The sequence below is a fragment of the Kitasatospora papulosa genome, from assembly GCF_000717245.1.
Taxonomy (GTDB): domain Bacteria; phylum Actinomycetota; class Actinomycetes; order Streptomycetales; family Streptomycetaceae; genus Streptomyces; species Streptomyces papulosus.
Genome location: NZ_JNYQ01000010.1, coordinates 125483 through 145179 on the forward strand (window position 1 = coordinate 125483; position 19697 = coordinate 145179).

The 19697-nt window shown below is 72.2% G+C and carries 20 protein-coding genes and 1 tRNA gene; 10 read left to right on the plus strand and 11 right to left on the minus strand.

Annotated features, from left to right (window positions below; translation table 11 throughout):
- The first annotated feature begins 300 nt into the window (after window positions 1-300).
- Window positions 301-1608, plus strand: a complete 1308-nt coding sequence (locus IA22_RS0124060; RefSeq protein ID WP_030124811.1) for a M28 family metallopeptidase — start codon at window positions 301-303, stop codon at window positions 1606-1608.
- A 115-nt stretch (window positions 1609-1723) separates the two neighbouring features.
- On the opposite strand, the gene IA22_RS0124065 is transcribed toward IA22_RS0124060, so the two are convergent.
- The gene (locus IA22_RS0124065) at window positions 1724-2938 is read right to left on the minus strand and encodes an acyl-CoA dehydrogenase family protein (protein ID WP_030124812.1); all 1215 of its coding nucleotides are present in this window, start codon (window positions 2936-2938) and stop codon (window positions 1724-1726) included.
- A gap of 7 nt (window positions 2939-2945) precedes the next feature.
- The gene (locus IA22_RS0124070; RefSeq protein ID WP_030124813.1) at window positions 2946-3968 is read right to left on the minus strand and encodes a phosphotransferase family protein; all 1023 of its coding nucleotides are present in this window, start codon (window positions 3966-3968) and stop codon (window positions 2946-2948) included.
- A gap of 158 nt (window positions 3969-4126) precedes the next feature.
- Here IA22_RS0124070 and IA22_RS0124075 point away from each other — a divergent pair, with 158 nt between their 5' ends.
- The gene (locus IA22_RS0124075; RefSeq protein ID WP_015576530.1) at window positions 4127-5062 is read left to right on the plus strand and encodes an NADP-dependent oxidoreductase; all 936 of its coding nucleotides are present in this window, start codon (window positions 4127-4129) and stop codon (window positions 5060-5062) included.
- 58 nt (window positions 5063-5120) lie between these two features.
- Here the strand turns inward: IA22_RS0124075 and IA22_RS0124080 are convergent, their stop codons facing one another.
- The 4 genes from IA22_RS0124080 to IA22_RS0124095 are packed head-to-tail and all read right to left on the minus strand — an operon-like array spanning window position 5121 to window position 7258.
- Entirely contained in the window at window positions 5121-5432 is a 312-nt protein-coding gene (locus tag IA22_RS0124080) for a DUF202 domain-containing protein (RefSeq protein WP_014157149.1), read from the minus strand.
- A complete protein-coding gene (locus IA22_RS0124085) occupies window positions 5429-5824 on the minus strand; it encodes a YidH family protein (protein WP_030124814.1) in 396 nt (131 codons plus the stop codon). The genes IA22_RS0124080 and IA22_RS0124085 overlap by 4 nt, the downstream gene beginning before the upstream one ends.
- Complete coding sequence (locus IA22_RS0124090) at window positions 5821-6354, minus strand: NUDIX domain-containing protein (protein ID WP_030124815.1); 534 nt, start codon at window positions 6352-6354, stop codon at window positions 5821-5823. Before IA22_RS0124090 ends, IA22_RS0124085 begins: the two co-directional genes overlap by 4 nt.
- Entirely contained in the window at window positions 6341-7258 is a 918-nt protein-coding gene (locus IA22_RS0124095) for a DMT family transporter (protein ID WP_030124816.1), read from the minus strand. Before IA22_RS0124095 ends, IA22_RS0124090 begins: the two co-directional genes overlap by 14 nt.
- 162 nt (window positions 7259-7420) lie before the next feature.
- Between IA22_RS0124095 and IA22_RS0124100 the strand changes: the two genes are divergently transcribed.
- A complete protein-coding gene (locus IA22_RS0124100; RefSeq protein ID WP_030124817.1) occupies window positions 7421-9076 on the plus strand; it encodes an FAD-binding dehydrogenase in 1656 nt (551 codons plus the stop codon).
- 54 nt (window positions 9077-9130) lie between these two features.
- On the opposite strand, the gene IA22_RS0124105 is transcribed toward IA22_RS0124100, so the two are convergent.
- The gene (locus tag IA22_RS0124105; protein WP_014157154.1) at window positions 9131-9556 is read right to left on the minus strand and encodes an ASCH domain-containing protein; all 426 of its coding nucleotides are present in this window, start codon (window positions 9554-9556) and stop codon (window positions 9131-9133) included.
- A 244-nt stretch (window positions 9557-9800) separates the two neighbouring features.
- Between IA22_RS0124105 and IA22_RS0124110 the strand changes: the two genes are divergently transcribed.
- The 4 genes from IA22_RS0124110 (at window position 9801) to IA22_RS0124125 (ending at window position 13783) form a co-directional block, all read left to right on the plus strand.
- Complete coding sequence (locus IA22_RS0124110) at window positions 9801-10763, plus strand: hypothetical protein (protein WP_030124818.1); 963 nt, start codon at window positions 9801-9803, stop codon at window positions 10761-10763.
- A gap of 33 nt (window positions 10764-10796) precedes the next feature.
- Window positions 10797-12353, plus strand: a complete 1557-nt coding sequence (locus IA22_RS0124115) for an APC family permease (RefSeq protein ID WP_014157156.1) — start codon at window positions 10797-10799, stop codon at window positions 12351-12353.
- A 76-nt stretch (window positions 12354-12429) separates the two neighbouring features.
- Complete coding sequence (locus IA22_RS0124120; protein WP_030124819.1) at window positions 12430-13176, plus strand: molybdopterin-dependent oxidoreductase; 747 nt, start codon at window positions 12430-12432, stop codon at window positions 13174-13176.
- Window positions 13118-13783 carry a cytochrome b/b6 domain-containing protein gene (locus tag IA22_RS0124125; RefSeq protein WP_014157158.1) on the plus strand — a complete coding sequence of 222 codons (666 nt, stop codon included), beginning with the start codon at window positions 13118-13120 and terminating at the stop codon, window positions 13781-13783. Before IA22_RS0124120 ends, IA22_RS0124125 begins: the two co-directional genes overlap by 59 nt.
- A gap of 6 nt (window positions 13784-13789) precedes the next feature.
- Here the strand turns inward: IA22_RS0124125 and IA22_RS0124130 are convergent, their stop codons facing one another.
- Complete coding sequence (locus IA22_RS0124130; RefSeq protein WP_014157159.1) at window positions 13790-15187, minus strand: GntP family permease; 1398 nt, start codon at window positions 15185-15187, stop codon at window positions 13790-13792.
- An 11-nt stretch (window positions 15188-15198) separates the two neighbouring features.
- Window positions 15199-15708, minus strand: a complete 510-nt coding sequence (locus tag IA22_RS0124135) for a gluconokinase (protein ID WP_014157160.1) — start codon at window positions 15706-15708, stop codon at window positions 15199-15201.
- A 143-nt stretch (window positions 15709-15851) separates the two neighbouring features.
- On the opposite strand from IA22_RS0124135, the gene IA22_RS0124140 reads away from it, so the two are divergent.
- The 3 genes from IA22_RS0124140 to IA22_RS0124150 all read left to right on the plus strand — a co-directional run bounded on the left by IA22_RS0124140 (window position 15852) and on the right by IA22_RS0124150 (window position 18343).
- Window positions 15852-16553 carry a FadR/GntR family transcriptional regulator gene (locus IA22_RS0124140; protein WP_014157161.1) on the plus strand — a complete coding sequence of 234 codons (702 nt, stop codon included), beginning with the start codon at window positions 15852-15854 and terminating at the stop codon, window positions 16551-16553.
- A 75-nt stretch (window positions 16554-16628) separates the two neighbouring features.
- Entirely contained in the window at window positions 16629-17714 is a 1086-nt protein-coding gene (locus IA22_RS0124145) for an S-(hydroxymethyl)mycothiol dehydrogenase (protein WP_030124821.1), read from the plus strand.
- On the plus strand, window positions 17714-18343 hold the full coding sequence (locus IA22_RS0124150; RefSeq protein WP_030124822.1) for an MBL fold metallo-hydrolase: 630 nt from the start codon (window positions 17714-17716) through the stop codon (window positions 18341-18343). The genes IA22_RS0124145 and IA22_RS0124150 overlap by 1 nt, the downstream gene beginning before the upstream one ends.
- Window positions 18344-18355: 12 nt before the next feature.
- On the opposite strand, the gene IA22_RS0124155 is transcribed toward IA22_RS0124150, so the two are convergent.
- Window positions 18356-19294: a pseudouridine synthase gene (locus IA22_RS0124155; RefSeq protein ID WP_030124823.1), complete on the minus strand. Its 939-nt coding sequence runs from the start codon at window positions 19292-19294 to the stop codon at window positions 18356-18358.
- A 274-nt stretch (window positions 19295-19568) separates the two neighbouring features.
- Window positions 19569-19653, minus strand: a tRNA-Leu gene (locus tag IA22_RS0124160).
- Window positions 19654-19697 lie beyond the last annotated feature (44 nt).

Consider the following 19697-nt stretch of genomic DNA (forward strand, 5'->3'; position numbering starts at 1 on the left):
CACGGTCGTGACGTCCGTCCGGCCGTGAGGGGTTCTCGGTCCGGACGTCCTTTCGCCCCCGGCGGCGGTCCGCCGGATCGCGGGCCGATCGCCCCGGGGTCCCGCTGCCGCGACCGCCGCATCCTCGGCACCCGTGTCCGCTGAGCGGACACCTCTGTCCGAATTCCACCCTTGACGGTACGCGGACATTACTTGAGCATCGGGGGCGCACTGCGCACCGCCAGCTCCAGGCCCCGGTCGTGCACGCCCGGGGACCCCCCGCACGTTCCGTCAGTCCCCGAACGGAATCCGGAGCCCTCGATGAAGCTCGCCCGACTCAGATCCCTTCCCGTTGCCGCGCTCGCCGTCGCGGCCCTGCTGGGCACCGCGGCCCCCGCCGCCCAGGCCACGCCCGAGGCCGTCGCCGCGGCCCCCGACATCCCGCTCGCCAACGTCAAGGCGCACCTCACCCAGTTCCAGTCGATCGCCACCGCCAACGGCGGCAACCGGGCCCACGGCCGGACCGGTTACAAGGCGTCCGTCGACTACGTGAAGGCCAAGCTGGACGCCGCCGGATACACCACGGCACTCCAGCAGTTCACCTCCGGCGGCGCCACCGGGTACAACCTGATAGCCGACTGGCCCGGCGGTGACCCCAACCAGGTCCTGATGGCCGGTTCCCACCTCGACTCGGTGACCTCCGGCGCCGGCATCAACGACAACGGCTCCGGATCGGCGGCCGTGCTGGAGACCGCCCTGGCCGTCTCGCGGGCACAGCTCGCCCCGGACAAGCACCTGCGCTTCGCCTGGTGGGGCGCCGAGGAGCTGGGCCTCGTCGGATCGAAGTACTACGTCAACAACCTGGCCACCACCGAGCGTTCCAAGCTCGCCGGCTATCTGAACTTCGACATGATCGGCTCGCCCAACCCCGGCTACTTTGTCTACGACGACGACCCGGTCATCGAGCAGACCTTCAAGGACTACTACGCCGGGCTGTCGATACCCACGGAGATCGAGACCGAGGGCGACGGCCGTTCCGACCACGCCCCGTTCAAGAACGTGGGCGTACCGGTGGGCGGGCTGTTCTCCGGCGCGGACTACACGAAGACCAGTGCCCAGGCCCAGAAGTGGGGCGGAACCGCCGGCCAGGCCTTCGACCGCTGCTACCACGCGTCGTGCGACACGACGGCGAACATCAACGACACGGCCCTGGACCGCAACAGCGACGCGGTGGCCCACGCGATCTGGACCCTGTCCGCCGGGACGGTCACCCCGCCCACCGGAACCGTCTTCAGCAACGCCGCCGACGTCTCCGTACCCGACAACGGCGCGGCGGTGACCTCCTCGGTCGCGGTCACCGGCCGCACGGGCAACGCCCCGTCCGCGCTCAAGGTGGGGGTCGACATCAAGCACACCTACCGTGGCGACCTCGTCGTCGACCTGCTGGCACCCGACGGCACCGCGTACCGGCTGAAGAACTCCAGCAGCAGCGACTCGGCCGACAACGTGATCGCGACGTACACCGTCAACGCGTCCGCCGAGACGGCCAACGGGACCTGGAAGCTCCAGGTCAGGGACGTCGCCGCGCAGGACACCGGCTACATCGACAGCTGGCAGCTCACCTTCTGACCTGCCGGAAGACCTGCCGGAAGACCTGCCGGAGGAGCTGCCGGAAGGCAGGCCGGCAGGACCTGCCGGAAAGACCCGCCGGGGAGGCGCCGCACGGGCGTCTCCCCGCAGCGGGTCAGAGGTACTTCTTGATCTCGCGCCGCGCCAGCGACCGCTGGTGCACCTCGTCCGGTCCGTCCGCCAGCCGCAGCGTCCGGGCCGAGGCCCAGAGTTCGGCCAGCGGGAAGTCCTGGCTGACGCCGCCGGCGCCGTACAGCTGCACCGCCTGGTCCAGGATGCCGACGACCGCGCGCGGCGTGGCGATCTTGATCGACTGGATCTCGGTGTGCGCCCCGCGGTTGCCCACCGTGTCCATCAGCCAGGCCGTCTTCAGCACCAGCAGCCGGAGCTGCTCCACCGTCACCCGGGCGTCCGCGATCCAGTTCTGCACGACGCCCTGCTGGGCGAGCGGCTTGCCGAAGGCCGTCCGGGCCACGGCCCGGCGGCACATCAGCTCGATCGCGCGCTCGGCCATCCCGATCAGCCGCATGCAGTGGTGGATGCGGCCCGGACCCAGCCGCGCCTGCGCGATGGCGAACCCGCCGCCCTCCTCGCCGATCAGATTCGCGGCGGGCACCCGTACGCCGTCGAAGACGACCTCGGCGTGGCCGCCGTGGGAGTGGTCCTCGTAGCCGTACACCTGCATGGCGCGCCGGACCTCCAGCCCCGGGGTGTCGCGCGGGACGAGGATCATGGACTGCTGGCGGCGGATGTCCTCGCCGTCCGGGTCCGTCTTGCCCATCACGATGAAGACCGCGCAGTCCGGGTTCATCGCCCCGGAGATGTACCACTTGCGCCCGTCGACCACATAGGAGTCGCCGTCGCGCTCGATGCGCGTCTCGATGTTCGTCGCGTCCGACGAGGCCACCTCCGGCTCCGTCATCGCGAAGGCCGAGCGGATCTCGCCGGCCAGCAGCGGCTCCAGCCACTGCTTCCTCTGATCCTCCGAGCCGAACTGGGAGAGCACCTCCATGTTCCCGGTGTCCGGGGCGGCGCAGTTCAGCGCGGTCGGGGCCAGGTGCGGGCTGCGGCCGGTGATCTCGGCCAGCGGGGCGTACTGCAGGTTCGTCAGCCCCGCCCCGTACGCCGCGTCCGGGAGGAAGAGGTTCCACAGTCCCTGCCGGCGCGCCTCCGCCTTGAGGTCCTCCACGATCCGGGGGGTGTCCCAGGGGGACGCCAGCCGGGCGCGCTGCTCCTCGGCGATCTGCTCTGCGGGGTACACGTGCTCGTCCATGAACGTGAGCAGCCTGGTGCGCAGCTCTTCGGTACGGGCGTCGAATGCGAAGTCCACGGGGTGATCAGCCTTCCTGGAGGGTGGTGAGGCCGTGCGCGATGAAGACGGGGACCAGGTCGCCGATGCGGTCGAAGCCGGCGCCGACGGTCTGGCCCAGGGTGTAGCGGTAGTGGATGCCCTCGAGGATCACGGCGAGCTTGAACCACGCGAAGGCCGTGTACCAGGCGATGGCGGAGGTGTCACGGCCGGAGCGGGCGGCGTAACGCCCGATCAGCTCGGCGGGGCTCGGGTGGCCCGGGGCGCCGCTCGTGGTGGAGACCGGCGACTCCGGCAGCCCCAGGTCGGAGCTGTACATCACGAGCAGGCCGAGGTCGGTCAGCGGGTCGCCCAGGGTGGACATCTCCCAGTCCAGGACCGCCGTGATCCGGTCGTCCCGGCCGATGAGGACGTTGTCCAGGCGGTAGTCGCCGTGCACGACGGTGGGGGCGGGGGAGGCGGGCAGCTCCCGGCCGAGCGCGGCATGCAGTTCGTCGATCCCGGCCAGCTCGCGGTTGCGTGAGGCGTCGAGCTGCTTGCCCCAGCGCCGCAGCTGCCGGTCCAGGAAGCCCTCCGGCCGCCCGAAGTCACCGAGCCCGACGGACGCGGGATCGACGGCGTGCAGGTCCACCAGGGTGTCCACGAGCCCCAGGACGACCGCCCTGGTGCGCTCGGCGCCCAGCGGGGCGAGCTGCTCGGCGGTGCGGTAGGGAGTGCCCTCGACGTACTCCATGACGTAGAAGGGCGAGCCGATGACAGCCTCGTCCTCGCAGAGAAGCAGGGTCTCCGGTACCGGGACCGCTGTCGGGTGCAGGGCGCTGATCACCCGGTGCTCACGCTTCATGTCATGGGCGGTGGCGAGCACGTGGCCCAGCGGAGGCCGGCGCACGACCCACTGCCCGGAACCGTCGGTGACGACGTAGGTGAGGTTCGAGCGGCCGCCCTCGATCACCCGGGCGTCGAGCGGCCCGTTCACCAGTCCCGGCCGCTCACGGTCGAGATGGCCGCGCAGCAGGTCGAGATCGAGACCTGGCGGGTGGACTGGGCTCATGGGGCACACCTCCGGGGCGGTTGGACGGTCGAGACCATGATGCCGACCAGTCGGTATGTCGTCCAGTGCCCGCCCGCGATCCGAGAAGTGATCCGAGGCTCCCCGCTCCGGGCCCCGCAGGAGTTGCGGGGGCCCCGGCCCGCCCTGATCGTCGGAGGATGAAGGCGATCAGCTACAGCAGGTACGGCTCGGCCGACGTCCTGGAGTACGGCGAGCGCCCCGACCCGAAGGTAGGGCCCGACACGGTCCTGGTGAAGGTGCGGGCGGCCGCCGTCAACCCGGTCGACTGGAAGGCCCGTGAAGGCTACCTCCAGGCGGGCCTGGAAGCGGTCTTCCCCGTCATCCCCGGCTGGGACGTCTCCGGGGTGGTGGTCCAGCCCGGCGCCGCCGTGGACGAGTTCGCGGTGGGGGACGAGGTCATCGGCTACGTCCGCGAGGACTTCCTCTCGCGCGGCACCTTCGCCGAGTACGTCGCCGCCCCCGTGCGCACCCTCGCCCGCAAGCCGCTGAGCATCGGCTTCGAGGAGGCGGCGGGCCTCCCGCTGTGCGGCCTCACGGCCTACCAGGTGCTGCACCGCACCCTGAAGGTCCGGGAGGGCGAGACCGTGCTCGTCCACGCGGCGGCCGGAGGGGTCGGCTCGCTCGCCGTCCAGCTCGCCCGGCACGCGGGCTGCCGGGTCATCGGCACGGCGGGACCCCACAACCACGACTACGTGACCCGGCTGGGCGGCGAACCCGTGGAGTACGGCGACGGGCTCGCCGCCCGGCTCCGGGACCTCGTCCCCGGCGGCTTCGACGCGGCGTTCGACACCGTCGGCGGCGAGGCGCTCCGCGTCTCCGCTGAGACCCTGGCGCCCGAGGGCCGGCTCGCGTCCATAGCCGACGCCGAGGTCTTCTCCTACGGCGGGCACTACGCCTTCGTGCGCCCCGACGCCGAGGACCTCGCCCACCTCGCCGGACTCGCCGAGCAGGGCATCGTCACCGTCCACGTGGACCAGGTCTTCACCCTGGAGCAGGCCGCCGACGCCTACCGGCTCAACGAGCGGGGACGGACCCGCGGCAAGATCGTCGTGACCGTGCCCTGGGAGGACTGAGGCGGGGCGGGCCCGGCGCGCGGCCGGGTCCCCGGACCGTCGGAAGGGCGACGCCCCCTCAGAAGAGGGTCGCGGCGGCGAACACCGCGAGCGCGACCGTGCAGGCGACCGCCGCCAGGGCGAGGCGTGGCGGCAGCGGGGCCGGGCGCGCCGTCCCCATGCCCGTCACCCGGCGGTGCGCCACCGCGAGGAAGCCCAGCCAGGCCAGCAGGCTCGCGGCCACCGCGAGCGCCCCGGCCCCGGTCGCCCCGCCGACCAGTGCCTGGCGCACCCCCAGCACGGCCACCACGGTGCACGCCAGGGTGGTGCGGCGCCAGGCCAGTCGCGTCCGCTCGGGCTGGAGCCCGGGATCCCGGACCGGGCCGGTCACCGTCCCTCCCAGCCGAACACGACCACCACCACCATCGCGACCGCCACCAGTGCGACCACGAGGCTGAGCAGGGCGGGGAAGCGTGACGCCGGAAGGTCCTCGCCGCGGCGCATCGCGCGCTCGCACCGCACCCAGTGGCCGACGGCGCGCAGGGCGCAGAGCACCCCGGCGGCCAGCAGCCCGAGGGCCAGACCCGCGCGGATGCCCCAGGCCAGCCCCGGCAGGAACTGGTCGACCGCGAACCCGCCGCCGATGAGCGCCAGAGCCGTCCGGATCCAGGCGAGGAACGTGCGTTCGTTGGCGAGGGAGAAGCGGTAGTCCGGGGTGTCGCCCTCCTCACGGATCCGTTCCGGGGCGAACCACAGCCGCAGTCCGCGGGTGAAGTCGCTCATACGGCGGGCCCCGCGCCGCCGGCCCGGAAACTGCGGAGCCGGTGGTAGGCGGCGAGGCCGTCCGGGACCCACGCCCGGTCGCCCAGCCGGTCCTCCAGCTCGGCGTCGGTCAGGAAGACGTGCAGGTCGACCTCCTCCACCTGGGGCCGCACGGGCAGGTCGCAGCGCACCTCGTACACGGAGCACCACCAGCTGTGCCCGGTGCCCTCGTCCTCGTAGAGGAACTTGAAGAGCGGCGTGGGGCGGGGGAGGCCGGACACCCCCAGTTCCTCCTCCGCCTCGCGCAGGGCCGCCTCGTCGTACGACTCGCCCGCCCCCACGACCCCGCCGACGAACATGTCGTAGTGGGAGGGGAAGACCAGCTTCGTCGCCGTCCTGCGGTGCACGAACAGCCGGCCCGCGGCGTCCCTGGCCTCGACGAAGACGGCGCGGTGGCGCAGGCCGCGCGCGGTCGCCTCGCCGCGGGGCGCCTGCCCGACGACCTCGTCGTGCTCGTCGACGATGTCCAGGATCTCGTCAGCCGGAGTCATGGGGTCCATCCAACATCAACCGGTCCGCGGCCGTGGAACCGTGCCGCTCCTTCCCCTCCGGCATCGCCGGGTGGAGCCCCAGCAGCACGATCCCCGTAACGATCGCGGCCAGTCCCGCGGCCTGCCAGGCCAGCGCGCCGGTGTCGGTGCGCACCTGGTCGCCGAGGAAGCCGATCCCGCACACGATCCCGGCCAGCGGCTGCGCGGCCGTCAGCGCCGGGAGCGACATCCGCAGCGGCCCCGCCTCGAACGCGCTCTGGACGAGGATCAGGCTGGTCACCCCCATGACGACGAGGGCGTAGGGCTGCCAGCCGGTGAACAGGGCGCCCAGGCCGCCCTCGTCGAACCGCAGGGCGCTGACGCGGGTCAGCGCGTCCTGGAGGCCGTAGAGCAGTCCACCCGCCAGCCCGAGCATCGCGGGTGCCCACGGCGTACGCGGATGCCGGGCGAAGGCGGCGAGGGCCATCGCGAGCCCCACCACCACACCGATCACCAGCCAGTGCCGCAACGGTTCCGTCACCGCCTCCCCGCCGCGCGGCTGGCCGGCCAGCAGGAACGCCGTGACGCCGCCGGCCAGCAGCCAGAGGCCGCCCCAGCCCTGACGTCCCAGGCGCTGGCCGGTGAAGAAGCGCGCCAGTGCCAGGGCGAACAGCAGATTGGTGGCCAGCAGCGGCTCCACGACCGACACCTCGCCCTGCCCGAGCGCGAACGCCCCCAGGGCCATGCCGCAGATCATCAGACCGATACCGGCCAGCCAGCTCGGCACCCTCATCAGGTCCAGCAGCAGCCGGGGGGACAGGAAATCGCTCTGCGGCGCGCGGCGTGCCGCGTCCTGCTGCAGGACGAAACCGAAGCCCGTGCAGCACGCGGCGCCCACGGAGAGCAGGATTACCAGCAAGGACACGGTCCGACGATAGCCCCGCGGCGGTACGGGAAGCGTGAAGCCGCCGCCGACCGGACGGTTGACGTGAGGGGCGGCCGGTACCCAAGATCTGACGCACCAGTAACTTCTCACCGGGCCGTGACCCGCGCCGGGCCGCCCGCATGCCCCGAAGGACGGAACCCCATGGCGTACGACGCTGATGTGATCGTGATCGGGGCAGGGCTCGCGGGGCTGGTCGCCACCGCCGAGCTCGTCGACGCGGGCCGCACGGTGATCCTGCTCGACCAGGAGCCCGAACAGTCCATGGGCGGCCAGGCGCACTGGTCCTTCGGCGGCCTCTTCCTCGTCGACTCGCCCGAACAGCGCCGTATGCGGATCAAGGACAGCCGTGAGCTGGCCCTCCAGGACTGGTACGGCACGGCCGGCTTCGACCGCGAGGAGGACCACTGGCCACGGCGGTGGGCCGAGGCGTACGTCGACTTCGCGGCGGGGGAGAAGCGGTCCTGGCTGCACGCCCAGGGGCTGCGGCTCTTCCCGGTCGTCGGCTGGGCGGAACGCGGCGGTTACGACGCGAGGGGCCACGGCAACTCCGTCCCCCGCTTCCACATCACCTGGGGCACCGGCCCCGGCGTCGTCGCCCCCTTCGAGCGCAGGGTCCGCGAGGGGATGGCCAAGGGTCTCGTCCAGGCACGGTTCCGCCACCGGGTGACCGGTCTCGGCCGGTCGGGCGGAGAGGTCGACACGGTCACCGGCGAGGTCCTCCAGGAGAGCGGCGCCGAGCGGGGGACCGCGAGCAGCCGCGAGACCACCGGCGCCTTCGAACTGAGGGCCCAGGCCGTGATCGTCACCTCCGGGGGCATCGGGGGCAACCACGACCTCGTGCGCGCCCAGTGGCCCGCGCGGCTGGGAACCCCGCCGGAGAAGATGCTCTCCGGGGTCCCCGCGCACGTCGACGGACTGATGCTGGGCATCGCCGAGAAGGCGGGCGCCCACCACATCAACCGCGACCGGATGTGGCACTACACCGAGGGCATCGAGAACTGGAACCCGATCTGGGACAAGCACGGCATCCGGATCCTGCCCGGCCCGTCCTCGCTCTGGCTGGACGCCCGCGGCAGGCGGCTTCCGGTCCCGCTGTTCCCGGGCTTCGACACCCTCGGCACCCTCGAACACATCATGCGGTCCGGCCACGGCTACACCTGGTTCGTCCTCGACCGGAAGATCATCGGCAAGGAGTTCGCCCTCTCCGGCTCCGAGCAGAACCCGGACCTGACCGGGAAGTCGGTGCGCGACGTGATCGGCAGGGCCCGCGCCGACGTCCCCGGACCGGTGCAGGCGTTCATGGACAAGGGGGTGGACTTCGTCGTCGAGAAGGACCTCGGAGCGCTCGTCCGGGGGATGAACGCGCTCACCGGGGAAGCGCTGATCGACGAGGACGAGCTGCGCCGCGAGATCACCGCCCGGGACCGTGAGATCGCCAACCCCTTCACCAAGGACCTCCAGATCACGGCGATCAACGGTGCCCGCTCCTACCTCGGCGACAAGCTGATCCGCACGGCGAAGCCGCACCGCATCCTCGACCCCGCGGCCGGCCCCCTGATCGCCGTACGGCTCAACATCCTGACCCGCAAGTCCCTCGGGGGCCTGGAGACGGACCTGTCCTCCCGCGTCCTCACCGAGGACGGCACCCCGCTGGCCGGGGTGTACGCGGCGGGGGAGGCGGCGGGCTTCGGCGGCGGCGGGGTCCACGGCTACCGGTCGCTGGAGGGCACGTTCCTGGGCGGCTGCATCTTCTCCGGCCGTGCCGCGGGCCGTGCGGCGGCGAAGGCGGTCGGCTGACCGGCCGGGGGCTCCCGGGAGCGCCCCGCCGGCCTCCCGGGAGAGCGCCCGCCGTCAGGCGAGGCGCTCCACCACCCGGAACCGCTCCGCCACGATCATCGTGTCGTCGTCCACGGTGAATCGCGGGTCCCCGAGCGCCTCCCGCATCTCCTCGCTGTGCCAGAACTCCTCGTGCCCCGCCCGCCACTCGGCCACGGTCGCGTAGCCCTCACCCTCGTCGAGGGCGTGCTGCAACCCCACCGACCCCAGGGGCAGCACGCGCACCTCCGTCACTTCGACCACGGCGACCTCCCGCCCGTCGGAGTCGATGACCGCCGACCGCTCGCCCACGGGCGGCAGCTCCTCGCGCTCCACCTCGTACTCGACGAGCAGCCCCGAGGTGGAGACCTTCTCGCCCGAGAGCACGGCGGCCACCAGCCGGTCGCGCAAGGGCCCGGGGAAGGCGAGCAGGAACGGTTTGAGCGGTTCACGGTTCTCCATGGCGGCAGTGTGGCACGCGTCACCCCTGCCCCGTCCGCCACTCCTGTGGACGGCTCGCGAACTGCGTGAACGGTCGCTCCGGTACTCCCCGATGCGCCAACTGGGCGGTGTGTGAACGCAGTTGCGGAGGGGGTCGACCTTGACGCCGAGCCTTGCCTAGCGCTTTGCTGTGCGCGATCGTCTGCTCGCACAGAGCATCGAAGACGTGCTGATCTCACGCCGAAGCCGAAAAGGAAGCCTGCGGATGTCTCCGCCTCCGCCGCCCCTGGGCCGCTCCCGTCGCAGGGGCGGGCGCACGGGCCGCGCCTTCGACCCGGCGCTCGGGGACGGCGAACTCATCGACGTAAGGAGCCAGTTCGCACAGGGCCGCTGGACCCGGGCCCGTTCCCTGCTGGTCGCGACCGGCAGCGACTGGGACCGCCGCGGCCACCGGATCCTCGCTCTCGCCGCCGTCCCGTCCGCCGCCGGCTGGGCCGCCGACTGGCTGCTCGCCGAGCCCGACAGCGCCGACGCCACGACACTGCTCGCCTGCGCCGGCGTCGTCCGCTCCCGGCGCCCCGGGGCCGGTGCCGAGGAACGTGACCGGGCGCGCGAGGCGTGCCTGACCGCCGCCGCGCTCGACCCCGCCGACCCCACCCCCTGGCTCGGTCTGATGGCACTGGAGCGGGAGCACGGCACCCACGAGGCGGCAGCGGGACACTTCGAGGAGATCCGTGCCCGTCACCCCGAACACCACCACGGCCATCACCTGATGACGGCCTCCCTCGCCGAGACGAACCCCGGGAGCGATCCCCTCCACGCGGTGTACGACTTCGCCGCGTGGGCCGCCGAACAGGCGCCGGCCGACTCACCGCTCGCCGTGCTCCCCGTCGTGGCCCACGCCGAGCGCTACCGCGTCCTCGCCGCCGCCGGAGCCGTGCCCGACGACCCGGCGGCCTCGGGCCACTGGTCGGGGCGCAGAGCCCGGCAGGTCATGAAGGCGGCCTTCGACTGGTGGCTCGAATGGGAACGCGAGGACCATCCCCGCCACCACACCGACCTCAACTTCCTGGCGCACGCCAAGATCTGCGAAGGCCGGCCCGCCGAGGCAGCCGCACTCTTCCACCGCATCGGCCCGCACGCCACCGAGGTTCCGTGGTCCTACGCCGGACGCGACCCGTACCCCGCATTCGTCGCCGCGCGCACCCTCGCGCTCGGTGCCCCCTGACACGTCTCCACCGACGAAGGGACCACCCCCGCCATGTCGACGGGCAGAACTGACACCGGCGCGACCCGCACCACCGGCGGCATCAGCACCTACAAGGGTGAGGAGCGCGCGCTGCGCGCCGACCGGCTCGGCACCCCCGGGCTGCTCCTGTCCGTCCTCGCCGCCAGCGCCCCCCTGATGGTCGTCGCAGGGGTCATGCCCACGGTCTTCGGCGTCATGGGCATCGTCGGGCAGCCCCTGCTCTACGTGATCCTGGGCATCGTCCTCATGCTGTTCGGAGTGGGCTACGCGGAGATGAGCCGGCACGTCCACAACGCCGGTGCCTTCTACGCCTACATCGCCCGCGGGCTCGGCCCCACCGCCGGCGCGGGCGCCTCGCTCGTCGCGCTGGTCGCCTACAGCGCCATGCAGGTCGGCGTCTACGGCATCCTCGGCTTCGAGGTCTCGGGCCTCTTCGCCACCTATCTGGACATCGACCTCCGGTGGTGGATCCCCGCCCTCGTCTCCGTGGCCGTCGTCGGCGTACTCGGCTGGCTCAAGATCGACCTCAACGCCAAGGTCCTCGGGGTCCTGCTGGTCGTCGAGTGCGCCCTCGTGGTGATCTTCGACATCGCCGCCGTCGGCAAGCCCGGCCCCGAGGGCCTGTCCCTTCACGCCTTCGACCCCGCCACCCTGACCGGAGCCGGCCTGGGCACCGCGCTCTGCTTCTGCATCGCCGCGTTCGTCGGCTTCGAGCAGGCGCCGGTGTACGCGGAGGAGACCAGCCGCCCGCAGGTCGTCGTGTCCCGCGTGATGTTCCTGGCCGTCGGCTACGCCGCGCTCTTCCTCGCCGTGAGCTCCTGGGCCCTCACCGTCGCCGCCGGCCCCTCCTCCGTCGCGGACACCTCCCTCGAGGAGGGCCCCGGGATGCTCTTCGGCCTCACCGAGGAACGGCTCGGCGCCACCTTCACCGACGTCCTGCACGTCCTGTTCGTCACCGGCATGTTCGCCGCGCTGCTCAGCTTCCACAACGTGGTGGCCCGCTACGCGTTCGCCATGGGCAGGGAAGGGCTGCTGCCCGCCGGCTTCGGCCGCACCAGCAAGGCGAGCGGAGCCCCCGCGACCGGATCCATGCTGCAGTCCGCGGTCTCGGTCGTCATCGTGCTCGCCTTCGCCGTCACCGACGACCACCCGGTCGGTGACCCCACCGCGCCCGTGCTGCACCTGTTCACCTGGATGGGCAACGTCGGTGCGCTCGGCGTCATCGTCCTGATGGCCGCGGCCTCCTTCGCCGTCATCGCGTTCTTCGTGCGGCGCGGCGCCGGACGGGCCCAGGCCCCCCGGCTCGTCGCCTCCGGCCTCGCCGGCCTCGCCCTGCTGGCCATCGCCGTGTTCACCGTCCGGGACTTCGGCGTCCTGGTCGGCTCGGGTCCGGGCTCGGCACTGAACTGGCTGCTGCCCGGTGTCATCGTGCTGGCCCTCGCCGGAGGCCTGGCGTACGGGGCGGTGCTGCGCCGCACCAGGCCCGAGGTCCACGCGCGGATCGGCCTCGGGAACGAGGCGTTCCAGCTGGAGAAGGCGGCCGGGGGCGCGGCGGCCCCCATACGCTGACCGACCTTCCTTACCGAAGCGTGACGTGTGCCCGCGGCCCCTGGTGACGGGGGACCGCAGGTGTTCGAATGGGTGGGTGAACAGTCCCCTTCCCGACCGTGACCGCTCCTCCCCGGACGACGGCGGCGCGCCCGTCGGACGCCGTCTGGTCCTCGCCATGCTCGGCCTCGGCGCCGCCGGGGTGGTGGCCGCGCCCGTCCTCCAGCGCACGCTGGAGGACGGACTGGGCGCGGTCGCCGACAAGGACCCCACCGGACTCACCGGTCTGCTGCCCAACGGCGGCGGCTTCCGCTACTACTCCGTCACCACGTCGGTGCCCGAGAAGACCGCCGCCGACTACCGCCTCACCGTGGACGGCCTCGTCGACCGCCCGGCGACGTACACCCTGGACTCCCTGAAGGCGCTGCCGCAGACCCGCATGGTGCGCGACGTCCAGTGCGTCACCGGCTGGCGGGTGCCCGAGACCCCCTTCGAGGGCGTCAGGCTCTCCGCCCTGCTGGACGCGGCAGGCGTACGGCCGGGTGCGAAGGCGATCCGCTTCACCTGCTTCGACGGTGCCTACAGCGAGAGCCTCACGCTCGAACAGGCCAGCCGGCCGGACGTCCTGGTCGCCACGCGCATGCGGGACGAGCCGCTGGCCCACGCCCACGGCGGGCCGATCCGGCTGTACGTGGCCCCCATGTACTTCTACAAGTCGGCGAAATGGCTCTCCGGGATCACCGTCACCGACTCCGTACGCCCCGGATACTGGGAGGAGCTCGGCTATGACGTCGACGCCTGGGTCGGCCGGTCCAACGGCCGCGACGACGCCCCCACCGTCTGACCCCTCCCCGAGGGTCAGGCGCTTCACCACCGCGGAACGCCTGGTACACCGCGCCACGGCCTGGCTGGTGCTGATCTGCGTCGCCACCGCCGCCTGCCTGTACGTCCCCCAGCTCGCCGAACTCGTCGGCCGCCGGCGCCTCGTGGTCACCGTCCACGAGTGGTCCGGGCTGCTGATTCCGGTGCCGCTGCTGGCCGGACTGGCCTCCCGCGCCCTGCGCGCCGACCTCTCCCGGATCAACCGGTTCGGTCCGCACGACCGCCGGTGGCTGCGGGCGGCCCTGCGCCGCGACCACGCACCGGGATCGCGTCCGGCGGGGAAGTTCAACGCCGGCCAGAAGCTCTACGCCGCGTGGACCGCGGGGGCCGTGCTCGTGATGCTCGGCACGGGGCTGCTGATGTGGTTCACCGGGCTCGCCCCGCTGGTGTGGCGCACGGGCGCGACCTTCGTCCACGACTGGCTGGCCCTCGCCCTCGGCGTGGTGGTCGCCGGCCATATGGCGAAGGCGCTCGCCGACCCGGAGGCACGCCGTGGCATGCGCACCGGGTCGGTCGAGCGCCTCTGGGCCCGTTCCGAGCACCCGCTGTGGCGGGAGACCGAGGAGTGACGCCGGCTACAACACCAGCGACAGCAGCAGGATGAAGGCCAGCGAGACGACGGAGATGATGGTCTCCATCACCGACCAGGTCTTGATCGTCTGCGGGACGTCCATGCCGAAGTACTCCTTCACCAGCCAGAACCCCGCGTCGTTGACGTGGCTGAAGAAGAGGGAACCCGCACCGACCGCCAGGACGAGCAGCGCCGCGTGGGACGTGGACATGTCGGCGGCCAGCGGGGCGACCAGACCGGCCGCGGAGATGGTGGCCACGGTCGCCGAACCGGTCGCCAGCCGTATCGCCACCGCGATGAGCCAGCCGAGCAGCAGGGCGGGGATCGACCAGTTCTCGGAGAAGTCGAGGATCATCTGGCCCACACCGGCGTCGATGAGGGTCTGCTTGAACCCGCCGCCGGCGCCCACGATGAGCAGGATGCCCGCGATCGGGGCGAGGGACTTCTCGACGGTGCCGGCGAGACGGTCCTTGGTGAACCCGGCCGCGCGGCCCAGCGTGAACATGCCGACCAGGACGGCGGCCAGCAGGGCGATCAGCGGCGAGCCGATGACGTCGGTGACCCGCTGGACGTGGTTCTCCGGGTCGTCCACCACGATGTCGACCAGTGCCTTGACCAGCATCAGGACGACGGGCAGCAGGATCGTCGCCAGGGTCGCGCCGAAGTTGGGGCGGCGGTCCAGCTCCTCGGACGGGCGCTGCGGGATCATCTTCTCCGGCGCCTCGATGTCCACCCAGCGGGCGGCGTAGCGGGAGAAGACCGGGCCCGCGATGATCACGGTCGGGATGGCCACCAGCACACCGAGGGCCAGGGTGACACCCAGGTTCGCGCCGAGGGCGTCGATCGCCACCAGCGGGCCGGGGTGCGGGGGGATCAGCCCGTGCATCACGGACAGGCCGGCGAGCGCGGGGATGCCGATCCGCATCAGCGAGTAGTTGCCGCGCTTGGCGACCAGCAGCACCACCGGAATCATCAGCACGATCCCGACCTCGAAGAACAGCGGAAGCCCGATGATCGAGGCGATGAGGACCATCGCCCACGGCATCGCGCGCCCGCTCGCCTTCGCGAGGATCGTGTCGACGATCTGGTCGGCGCCGCCGGAGTCGGCGAGCAGCTTGCCCAGGATGGCGCCCAGGGCGATGAGGACACCGACACTCGCCACGGTCGAGCCGAGGCCCGTGGTGAAGCTGGTGATCGTCTTCGCCGGGTTGGCCCCGGCGAACGAGCCGAGGGCCAGCGTGCCGATGGTCAACGCGAGGAACGCGTGCATCTTGAGCTTGGTGATGAGCAGGACGATGACGGCGATGCCCGCCAGGACGGCGATGCCCAGCTGTGCGTTGCCGGCCGAAGTGATCGGTTCGACGGCGTCCGCTGCCAGCATCTCGACGCTGAGACTGGTCACGGTGGTGATCCTTAGTTGGTGAGCCGGCGCAGCGCGGCGACGGCCCGGTCGGTGATTTCCTCGGGGGTGCCGGACACGTCGACCGAGACGCCCGCCTCGTCCTCCTGCAGGGGCTGCAGGGTCGCGAACTGGGAGTCGAGCAGCGCGGTCGGCATGAAGTGGCCCTTACGGTCCGCCATACGGCGTTCGATGAGGGACCGGTCGCCGGTCAGATGCAGGAAGACGGCACCGGGGGCCTCGGCCCGCAGCCGGTCCCGGTAGGCGCGCTTGAGCGCCGAGCTGCTGACGACGCCGCCGAGCCCGGCCCGGCCGTGCGCCCACTGCCCGATCGCGTCCAGCCACGGCCAGCGGTCGTCGTCCTCCAGCGGCGTGCCGGCGGACATCTTGGCGATGTTGGCCGGCGGGTGGAAATCGTCGCCCTCGGCGTAGGGGACGCCCAGGGCGTCGGCGAGCAGGGGGCCGATCGTGGTCTTGCCGGTCCCTGCTACGCCCATCACCACGACGACGTGGGGGGTGCTCATTGCTGCCTCGCTGTCTTCATCGACATCGGTCCGCGACATCGGTCCGTCGCGCTACTGAAACCCATTACATACGACTTATTCAAGAGGCTGTGACATAAACGTCGTACTTTTGATCCCGAAAGCGGACCCGTAGGCTTGCGGGCATGACCACACCTGCCCAGGGGCTCCATACGCACGTGCTGGACACCCTGGGTCTGGAGATCGCCGCGGGGGAGTGCGCGCCGGGTCTGGTCCTGCGCACCGACGAGCTCGCGCAGCGCTTCGACGTGTCGCGCACCGTCGTGCGCGAGGTGATCCGCGTCCTGGAGTCCATGCACCTCGTCGAGTCCCGGCGCCGGGTCGGGGTGACCGTGCGGCCCACCGAGGAGTGGAACGTCTACGACCCCCAGGTCATCCGCTGGCGGCTCGCCGGCGCCGACCGCCCCCGGCAGCTGCGCTCCCTCACCGTGCTGCGGTCCGCGATCGAACCCGTCGCCGCGGGCCTCGCGGCCCGGAACGCCACGGCCGAGCAGTGCGCCGCACTGACGGAATGCGCCCTGGGCATGGTCGCGACCTCGCGCGGCCAGCAGCTGGAGGGCTACCTCCGGCACGACATCGCCTTCCACCGCGTCGTCCTCGACGCGTCCGGGAACGAGATGTTCGCCCGGCTCGGCGACGTCGTCGCCGAGGTCCTGGCCGGCCGCACCCACCACCAGGTGATGTTCGAGGACCCGGACCCCGCCGCGGTCACGCTGCACGTCCGGCTCGCCGAAGCCGTCCGCGAGGGGGACGCCGAAGGCGCGGAACGGCTCACCAAGGAGATCGCGGTCGGCGCGCTGCACGAACTGGACGTGCTCGCCCCGTGAGCGCCCTCCCGTCCGGGTACGGTGGACGGGATCTATCTTCAGCACAACGGGGCAGTCGGAATGGGAGACCACGGCATGGCGCAGCAGGTACGAGGGGTCATCGCACCGGGGAAGAACGAGCCCGTGCGGGTGGAGACGATCCTGGTGCCGGACCCGGGCCCGGGTGAGGCCGTGGTCAAGATCCAGGCGTGCGGTGTGTGCCACACCGACCTGCACTACAAGCAGGGCGGCATCAACGACGACTTCCCGTTCCTGCTCGGTCACGAGGCCGCGGGTGTCGTGGAGTCCGTCGGCGAGGGCGTCACCGACGTCGCGCCCGGCGACTTCGTCGTCCTCAACTGGCGCGCGGTGTGCGGCCAGTGCCGCGCCTGTCTGCGCGGCCGTCCCTGGTACTGCTTCGACACCCACAACGCGAAGCAGAAGATGACCCTCCTGGACGGCACCGAGCTCTCCCCGGCGCTCGGCATCGGCGCGTTCGCCGAGAAGACCCTCGTCGCCGCCGGCCAGTGCACCAAGGTCGACCCCGAGGTCTCCCCGGCCGTCGCCGGACTGCTCGGCTGCGGAGTCATGGCGGGCATCGGCGCCGCCATCAACACCGGCCAGGTCGGCCGCGGTGACTCCGTCGCCGTCATCGGCTGCGGCGGCGTCGGCGACGCGGCGATCGCCGGCGCGCGGCTCGCCGGAGCGGCGAAGATCATCGCGGTCGACATCGACGACCGCAAGCTGGAGACGGCGAAGAAGATGGGCGCCACCCACACCGTCAACTCCCGCTCCGGCGACCCCGTCGAGGCGATCCGCGCCCTCACCGACGGCAACGGCGCCGATGTCGTGATCGAGGCGGTCGGCCGCCCCGAGACGTACAAGCAGGCCTTCTACGCCCGGGACCTCGCGGGCACCGTCGTCCTCGTGGGCGTGCCCACCCCCGAGATGCAGCTCGAACTCCCGCTCCTCGACGTGTTCGGACGCGGCGGCTCCCTCAAGTCGTCCTGGTACGGCGACTGCCTGCCCTCGCGCGACTTCCCGATGCTGATCGACCTGCACCAGCAGGGACGCCTCGACCTCGGCGCCTTCGTCACCGAGACCATCGAGCTCGGCGAGATCGAGCAGGCCTTCGCCCGGATGCACGACGGCGACGTCCTGCGCTCGGTGGTGGTCCTCTGATGGCCGCCCGGATCGACCACCTGGTCACGTCCGGCACCTTCGCCCTCGACGGCGGCGAGTGGGACGTGGACAACAACGTCTGGATCGTCGGCGACGACACCGAGGCCGTCGTCATCGACGCCGCCCACGACGCCGCCGCGATCGAGGCCGCACTCGGCGGACGTACGCTGCGCGCGATCATCTGCACCCACGCGCACAACGACCACATCGACGCCGCTCCGGCCCTCGCGGACGCGACCGGTGCGCCGATCCTGCTGCACCCGGACGACCTGCCACTCTGGGAGCGGACCCACCCGGACCGCTCCCCCGACGGTGAACTCGCCGACGGTCAGGAGCTGGAGGTGGCGGGGACGCGCCTCACGGTGCTGCACACCCCGGGCCACGCCCCGGGAGCCGTCTGCCTCCACGCCCCCGAACTGGGCACCGTCTTCACCGGGGACACGCTCTTCCAGGGCGGTCCGGGCGCCACGGGGCGGTCCTTCTCCCACTTCCCGACGATCATCGACTCGATCAGGGACCGGCTGCTCACCCTTCCGCCGGAGACCGCCGTCCGCACCGGCCACGGTGACTCCACCAGCATCGGCGCGGAGGCGCCGCAGCTGCAGGACTGGATCAACCGCGGCCACTGACCGCGGCGGGACTCACCGGTCCGGCCACGCGGAGAGCCGCAGGCCGCTCTCGAAGCGGCGCGGCTCGCCCGTGACCGGGTCGGTGAACTCCAGCACCCTCGCCAGCAGTTGCAGCGGACGCCCGAAGTCCTCGCGTTCCGGGTCCGGTTCCACCACGGGGTAGACCGGATCGTTCACCAGCGGCAGCCCCAGCGCGTTCATGTGGACCCGCAGCTGATGGGTGCGGCCGGTCGCGGGCAGCAGCCGGTAGCGGCCGAGGGCACCCCGGTGCTCCAGCAGTTCGATCCGGCTCTCGCTGTTCGCCGGCCCCGGCTCCTCGCGTGCCGCGATGACCCCCCGCTCCTTGACGATCCGGCTCCGCACGGTCCGGGGCCGCGCGAGCCCAGGATCGTACGGAGCCACCGCCTCGTACTCCTTGCGCACCAGCCGGTCCCGGAACAGCGTCTGGTACGCCCCGCGGTCCCCGGCCCGTACGACGCAGAGCACCAGGCCCGCCGTCAGCCGGTCCAGCCGGTGCGCGGGCTGGAGTCCGGGCAGTCCCAGGGTGTCGCGCAGCCGCGCCACCAGGGTCTCGGTGATGTGCCGGCCCCGTGGGGTGGTGGCGAGGAAGTGCGGCTTGTCCGCGATCACCAGGTGGTCGTCGCGGTGGACGACGCCGACGGGGAAGGGCACCGGCCTCTCGGGGGCGAAGTCGCGGTGGAACCAGAGGTGACGCCCGGCGGTGTACGGCTCGTCCGCGCGCACGGCGCACCCGTCCGCCCCGACGAACCCGCCCTCGGCCAGCATGACGTCCACCCGTCCTGAGCCGATGGCGCCCGCGAACCGGTCCAGCAGGTGGTCCCGGACGGTGGGCCAGGTCCCCGCCGGGTCCGCGGGCAGCCGCACCCGCACCGGGTCGACGCCCGCGCGCTGGGGGAGCGGGGCGGCCGGGGGCTTCGCCCGTCCTCTCATCGCATGGGTCCTTGTCGCCGGAGGGCCCGGAACGGACGGGCCCGGTCCCTCCATCATCCCATCGCGAAGAGCGCCGGCAGCCGCCCGTGCGGAGCGAGAGGCGTCCGGCCGCGGACCCGCGCGCAGCCGCTCGGCTGCCGGCGCACCGGCGGCGGACGCCAGGACCCGGATCGGCCTCGGGGCGAAGCCGTCCTCGCGGACCGCCCGCCCGACCACACTCAGCAGTAGCCGGAGAAAGCGAAAACCCCCAGGGTCACCTGGGGGTTTTCCGCTGTGTCCGAGGGGGGACTTGAACCCCCACGCCCGATAAAGGGCACTAGCACCTCAAGCTAGCGCGTCTGCCATTCCGCCACCCGGACCGGGTGTCTGTCGTCCGGGCCCTGCCCGTTCCGACGTGGAAAAC

What these genes read in the sequence shown, in the direction of transcription:
- IA22_RS0124115 (WP_014157156.1), top strand. Translation starts at nt 10,797, where the DNA reads ATGTCGACGGGCAGAACTGACACCGGCGCGACCCGCACCACCGGCGGC.
- IA22_RS0124150 (WP_030124822.1), top strand. Translation starts at nt 17,714, where the DNA reads ATGGCCGCCCGGATCGACCACCTGGTCACGTCCGGCACCTTCGCCCTC.
- IA22_RS0124155 (WP_030124823.1), bottom strand. Translation starts at nt 19,294, where the DNA reads ATGAGAGGACGGGCGAAGCCCCCGGCCGCCCCGCTCCCCCAGCGCGCG.
- IA22_RS0124085 (WP_030124814.1), bottom strand. Translation starts at nt 5,824, where the DNA reads ATGAGCGACTTCACCCGCGGACTGCGGCTGTGGTTCGCCCCGGAACGG.
- IA22_RS0124105 (WP_014157154.1), bottom strand. Translation starts at nt 9,556, where the DNA reads ATGGAGAACCGTGAACCGCTCAAACCGTTCCTGCTCGCCTTCCCCGGG.
- IA22_RS0124135 (WP_014157160.1), bottom strand. Translation starts at nt 15,708, where the DNA reads ATGAGCACCCCCCACGTCGTCGTGGTGATGGGCGTAGCAGGGACCGGC.
- IA22_RS0124100 (WP_030124817.1), top strand. Translation starts at nt 7,421, where the DNA reads ATGGCGTACGACGCTGATGTGATCGTGATCGGGGCAGGGCTCGCGGGG.
- IA22_RS0124145 (WP_030124821.1), top strand. Translation starts at nt 16,629, where the DNA reads ATGGCGCAGCAGGTACGAGGGGTCATCGCACCGGGGAAGAACGAGCCC.
- IA22_RS0124060 (WP_030124811.1), top strand. Translation starts at nt 301, where the DNA reads ATGAAGCTCGCCCGACTCAGATCCCTTCCCGTTGCCGCGCTCGCCGTC.
- IA22_RS0124075 (WP_015576530.1), top strand. Translation starts at nt 4,127, where the DNA reads ATGAAGGCGATCAGCTACAGCAGGTACGGCTCGGCCGACGTCCTGGAG.
- IA22_RS0124090 (WP_030124815.1), bottom strand. Translation starts at nt 6,354, where the DNA reads ATGACTCCGGCTGACGAGATCCTGGACATCGTCGACGAGCACGACGAG.
- IA22_RS0124125 (WP_014157158.1), top strand. Translation starts at nt 13,118, where the DNA reads ATGACGTCGACGCCTGGGTCGGCCGGTCCAACGGCCGCGACGACGCCC.
- IA22_RS0124070 (WP_030124813.1), bottom strand. Translation starts at nt 3,968, where the DNA reads ATGAGCCCAGTCCACCCGCCAGGTCTCGATCTCGACCTGCTGCGCGGC.
- IA22_RS0124110 (WP_030124818.1), top strand. Translation starts at nt 9,801, where the DNA reads ATGTCTCCGCCTCCGCCGCCCCTGGGCCGCTCCCGTCGCAGGGGCGGG.
- IA22_RS0124140 (WP_014157161.1), top strand. Translation starts at nt 15,852, where the DNA reads ATGACCACACCTGCCCAGGGGCTCCATACGCACGTGCTGGACACCCTG.